Raw genomic sequence first — 4,642 nt, forward strand, 5'->3', positions numbered from 1 at the left:
GACGGGGGCGGCGGCCGGGCGGGAACGGGTGCGCAGACCGAGCGCCGTGATCAGGACCGCGGCGAGGACGGCGGCGACGGGGACCGTCAGCGCGATCCGCAGGGCGTCCAGGCCGGCCTCGGGTGTTCCGCCGCTGAGCGCCGCCACGTTCACCGCGGTCACCGCGGACAGGCCGATCGCCATGCCGAACTGGATCGCGGTGTAGAAGAGGCCGCCGGCGACGCCGTGCTCGCTCTCGTCCACGCCCTCCGTGGCGGCCATCGTCAGCGGGCCGTAGACCAGCGCGAACGCCAGGCCCAGCAGCGCGATGACCGGGAACATGACCGTGTAGGCCCAGTCGAGGCCGACCGGCAGGAACAGCCCGTACGCCACGGCCGCCAGGACGAGCCCGCCCAGCAGGACGCGCACGTTCCCGAAGCGGTTCACCAGGCGGGGCGTCAGCGTCGGCGCGAGGACGACGTCGATGCCCACGACCAGCATGGCAAGGCCGGTCTGCCAGGTCGTCCAGCCGCGCAGTTCCTGCAGGTACAGCGTCATGAGGAACTGGAAGCCCGCGAACGCGCCGAGGAACAGCATCGCGCTCAGGTTCGTCCGCACCAGCGCGGCCGAACGGAGGACGCCGAGGCGGACGAGCGGATGCGCGGCCCGCTTCTCGATCGCGACGAACACCGCGAGGAGCGCCGCGCCGCCCAGGAGGACGGCCGCGGTGAGCGCGACGTCATGGCCGGGACGCTCCAGCCGGACGACCCCGTACACGAGCAGCATCATCGCGCCGGTGATGCTGAACGCGCCCATGAGGTCGAAGCCGCCCGCGCCGCCGCGGCGCCCCGCCGGGTCCGGCGCGTCGATCAGCGGGACCGCCGCGGCCAGCAGCAGCGCCGCCATGATGACCGGCGCGAAGAACACCCAGCGCCAGCCGATCGTGGTGAGCAGCCCGCCGGCGACGAGACCGAGCACGTAGCCGCCCGAGGCCGTGCCCGCGTAGATGCCGAGCGCCCGGGTGCGCGCGGGCCCCGCGGGGAACATGGCGATGACGAGCGCGAGTCCCGCCGGAGCCAGGAACGCCGCCGCGACACCGGTCGCGAACCGGGCGGCCAGCAGCATCCAGCCGTTGACGGCGAACCCGCCGAGCCCGGAGAACAGCAGGAAGACCACCAGCCAGAACAGGAAGACGCGGCGGTGGCCGAGCAGATCTCCGGTGCGCCCGCCCAGCAGCATGAAACCGCCGTAACCCAGCACGAAGGCGCTGATGACGCCGCTGAGCATCCCGGTCGACAGGCCGAGGTCCGCCCGGATCGACGGCAGCGCGACGTTGAGCATCGCGACGTCGATGCCCTCCAGGAAGACCGCACCGCAGAGCACGAGCAACTGCGCCCAGGCACGCCCGTCCATGCGCGCAGCGGATGTGGACATGAGCCGGCTCCTCTCCGAAGAGGGCCGGTTCTCTTCGTGAGCGCCGGTTCCCTCTTGTTACCGGCAGCATCCTCAGTCACCATCGGAGACCATGGAAGACGGAACTTTCGCGTCCCCTGGTTACTGCGGGGATACCGCCGCCGACGAGGCCGTCCTGCAGTGGGACACGCGCAACGACTGCGAGGTCCGGCAGATCCTCGACCGCATCGCCGACAAGTGGTCGCTGCTCGTCATCGCGCTCCTGGACCAGCGCTCGCTGCGGTTCACCGAACTGCGCCGCCGGATCGACGGCATCAGCCAGCGGATGCTCGCCAGGACGCTGCGGCACCTGGAGCGGGACGGGCTGGTCAGCCGCACCGTCCACCCGACCGTCCCGCCGCGCGTGGACTACGCGCTCACCCCCATGGGCGCGACGCTGCACGAGACGATCCGCTCGCTCGTCACCTGGACGGAGCAGCACCAGAACGCCATCGCCGCCGCCCGCGCCGCCTACGACGTCCGCGTCCGGGCCGAGAAGGAGGCGGCGGAGCGGGAGGCGGCCGAACGCGATTCCATCGCCCGCGAGGCCCGCGCCGCGCTGCGCTGACACCGTCCGGAGGGCGGTAGGCGTTTCGTCCTAGCTAGGCCCATCAGGGGAAACTCATGGGTGCATGGGCGGTGAGGGGCATATGCTCAGCCTTCGCTTCGCCGCCGCTTCGACGGCCGAGCACTCGATCCGCACCCCCGCACGCAAGGAGCGTCATGGCCGATTCCGTCAAGCTTCACGTCACGGGCACGCCCGAGCAGGTCCGCCCGCTGCTGGAGCAGGTGCTGCAGGGCGAGGGCTTCCGGTTCACCTGGGAGAACCCCGCGGACTGCATCATCGAGAAGGGGTCGCGCACCAAGGCGCTGCTCCTCGGCGCGTTCGGCACCCACTACAAGTACCGCGTGCTCCTCCACCAGCAGCCGGACGGCACCCTCGTCGTCGACCTCGGCCTCGCCACGACCGGGATGTCCGGCGGGGCGGTCGGCGTCGCGAAGGTCCGCAAGAAGCTCGACGAGGTCGGCCGGGTACTGACCGGCGCCTTCCAGAACGCCGGCACCCTCATCACCGCCTGACCCGGTAAGCCCACGCACCCCCGGCCACCGTCCACGGGTTCGGGGCGCCGCCGGCAAGGTCTGCGGCGTCCCGGCCGAGACGGTGACGCGTGCAGCCCCCGGGCGACCGGGCCGATCGCTCGCCGGTCCGGCTTGTGGTCCGGGCGCAGGCCCCGTGCCGCTCGCACAGCTCCAGGCCGCTCCTCTTCGCAGCGGCCTGCAGCAGCGGCGGCGGGCTAGGCCGTGGCGGCCTCCGGGGCGATTTCCGAGGCCACGTTCAGGCGGGCGTTCGCCACGAAGGCGTGCAGGGCGCGCAGGGCCGCGCCGGCGTGGTTGCCCCAGTGGTTGAAGTACGAGTACTGCCACCACCAGAGGGCTTCGAGGGGACGGTCCTGCTGGTAGTGGCGCAGCCCGTGGACGAGGTCGCTCGCGACGTCGACCAGGTCGTCCGACAGGCGGTACGAGGTGGGCTCGGTGTCCTTGTAGGGGTCGAAGACCTCGACGTACTCGTCGAGGGCGACGAGGCGGTCGCGGAGGCCCTGCCGGACGGCGTCGAGATCGGGGTCGTCGCCGATCTCGGGCTCCCAGTTGTCGGGCAGGATCACGTCGGCGCTGGCGCCGAGCTGCGCGCCCGCCAGGATGACCTGCGACACCTCCAGGAGGAGCAGCGGGATGGTGTGGGGGCCGCCGTCACCACGGGCGACGGCCTCCAAGCCGCTCAGGTAGTTGTCGACGTGGCACGCCACGCGTTCGGCGAGGGCGTTCCAGTCCTGCGGGCTGTTGGTGTCAGACATCGAGCAGCCTCCGTCCTTCGAATGCGCGGCCAAGCGTCACCTCGTCGGCGTACTCGAGGTCGCCACCCACCGGCAGGCCGCTGGCCAGACGGGTGACGGTCAGGCCCATGGGTTTGACGAGCCGGGCGAGGTACGTCGCCGTCGCCTCGCCCTCCAGGTTGGGGTCGGTGGCAAGGATCAGTTCGGTCACCGTACCGTCCGCGAGGCGCTGCATCAGCTCACGGATGCGCAGGTCGTCGGGGCCGACGCCCTCGATCGGGCTGATCGCGCCGCCGAGCACGTGGTAGCGGCCCCGGAACTCGCGGGTCTTCTCGATCGCGACGACGTCCTTGGACTCCTCCACGACGCAGATGACGTGGGGGTCGCGGCGCGCGTCGCGGCAGATCCGGCATTCCTCTTCCTCGGCGACGTTGCCGCACGTCCCGCAGAAGCGGACCTTGTCCTTGACCTCCTTGAGCGCCTTGCCGAGGCGCTCGACGTCCGCGGGGTCGGCGGAGAGGAGGTGGAAGGCGATCCGCTGCGCGCTCTTGGGGCCGACGCCGGGCAGCCTGCCCAGCTCGTCGATGAGGTTCTGGACCACCCCTTCGTACAACGGACCCCTCCTTTCTCTCTACCGGACGTTCAGGCGCCCGGACCGGAGCCGCCGCCGAGGCCGGGGAAACCGCCGGGCAGCCCGCCGCCGCCTTCGCCGCCGAGGCCGGGGATGCCGCCTCCGCCGCCGAGACCTTCGGCGAGCGGTCCCATCTTCTCCTGCTGGAGCCGCTGCGCCTCCCGGCCGGCGTCGCGGATCGCGGCCAGCACCAGGTCGGCGATGGTCTCCGCCGTGTCGGCCGGGTCGTCGGCGTCGATGACCTTCGGGTCGATCGCCAGCCCCGTGACCTCGCCCTGCCCGTTGACGGTCGCGGTGACGAGCCCGCCGCCGGCGGTGCCGTTCACCTCGGCCTCCGCGAGCTCGCGCTGCGCGTTGAAAAGCTGCTCCTGCATGGCCTGCGCCTGCTGGAGGAGTTCCTGCATGTTCAGCTGACCACCGGGTTCCACGGTGCACTTCCTCTTCCGGCCCCGAGAGGGCCTTCTCTCTGGCGCTCCGCCAGCCACCGGACGTCCGTCCCCCGAGACTACGGGTTCCCGGCGCTCCCCCGTAAGTACGGCCCCCGGTGCGCCCCCGGGCCCTGCCGGCGCGGCCGCCCGCTAGGTCGCGGCGGAGTTGTCGATCTCGCGGATGATCTGGCCGCCGAGTTCGCGCTGGATGAGCGCCATCCCGGTCATCTCCGCGTCGACGCCGTCGGCGTCCGCGTCGCCCTCGGGATCGACCTCGTCGCTCTCGTCGACGGGGCCGGGGTCGGGGGGCGGCGGAGGCT

6 protein-coding genes are annotated in these 4,642 nt (G+C 72.0%); 2 read left to right on the forward strand and 4 right to left on the reverse strand.

What is annotated here, in order from left to right; all coding sequences use genetic code 11:
* Positions 1-1,413 (reverse strand): MFS transporter (locus tag E1200_RS31410; RefSeq protein ID WP_131955985.1); only part of this gene is annotated, 1,413 nt, incomplete at its 3' end.
* Positions 1,414-1,504: 91 nt separating this feature from the next.
* Between E1200_RS31410 and E1200_RS31415 the strand changes: the two genes are divergently transcribed.
* Both E1200_RS31415 and E1200_RS31420 read left to right on the forward strand, forming a co-directional pair.
* On the forward strand, positions 1,505-1,999 hold the full coding sequence (locus E1200_RS31415; RefSeq protein WP_131955987.1) for a helix-turn-helix domain-containing protein: 495 nt from the start codon (positions 1,505-1,507) through the stop codon (positions 1,997-1,999).
* Between the two features lie 155 nt (positions 2,000-2,154).
* The gene (locus E1200_RS31420; protein WP_131955989.1) at positions 2,155-2,511 is read left to right on the forward strand and encodes a hypothetical protein; all 357 of its coding nucleotides are present in this window, start codon (positions 2,155-2,157) and stop codon (positions 2,509-2,511) included.
* 215 nt (positions 2,512-2,726) lie between these two features.
* Here the strand turns inward: E1200_RS31420 and E1200_RS31425 are convergent, their stop codons facing one another.
* The 3 genes from E1200_RS31425 to E1200_RS31435 are packed head-to-tail and all read right to left on the reverse strand — an operon-like array spanning position 2,727 to position 4,298.
* Positions 2,727-3,284, reverse strand: a complete 558-nt coding sequence (locus tag E1200_RS31425; protein WP_131955991.1) for a DUF5063 domain-containing protein — start codon at positions 3,282-3,284, stop codon at positions 2,727-2,729.
* The gene (gene recR, locus E1200_RS31430) at positions 3,277-3,876 is read right to left on the reverse strand and encodes a recombination mediator RecR (protein WP_131955993.1); all 600 of its coding nucleotides are present in this window, start codon (positions 3,874-3,876) and stop codon (positions 3,277-3,279) included. The genes E1200_RS31425 and recR overlap by 8 nt, the downstream gene beginning before the upstream one ends.
* Positions 3,877-3,905: 29 nt before the next feature.
* On the reverse strand, positions 3,906-4,298 hold the full coding sequence (locus E1200_RS31435; protein ID WP_131955995.1) for a YbaB/EbfC family nucleoid-associated protein: 393 nt from the start codon (positions 4,296-4,298) through the stop codon (positions 3,906-3,908).
* Positions 4,299-4,642: the final 344 nt, after the last annotated feature.

The sequence above is a fragment of the Actinomadura sp. GC306 genome (assembly GCF_004348665.1).
Lineage (GTDB): Bacteria > Actinomycetota > Actinomycetes > Streptosporangiales > Streptosporangiaceae > Spirillospora.

Excerpts from the sequence above, each read along its gene's own strand:
- E1200_RS31415 (WP_131955987.1), top strand. The coding sequence starts at position 1,505 with ATGGAAGACGGAACTTTCGCGTCCCCTGGTTACTGCGGGGATACCGCC.
- E1200_RS31420 (WP_131955989.1), top strand. The coding sequence starts at position 2,155 with ATGGCCGATTCCGTCAAGCTTCACGTCACGGGCACGCCCGAGCAGGTC.
- E1200_RS31425 (WP_131955991.1), bottom strand. The coding sequence starts at position 3,284 with ATGTCTGACACCAACAGCCCGCAGGACTGGAACGCCCTCGCCGAACGC.
- E1200_RS31435 (WP_131955995.1), bottom strand. The coding sequence starts at position 4,298 with ATGCAGGAACTCCTCCAGCAGGCGCAGGCCATGCAGGAGCAGCTTTTC.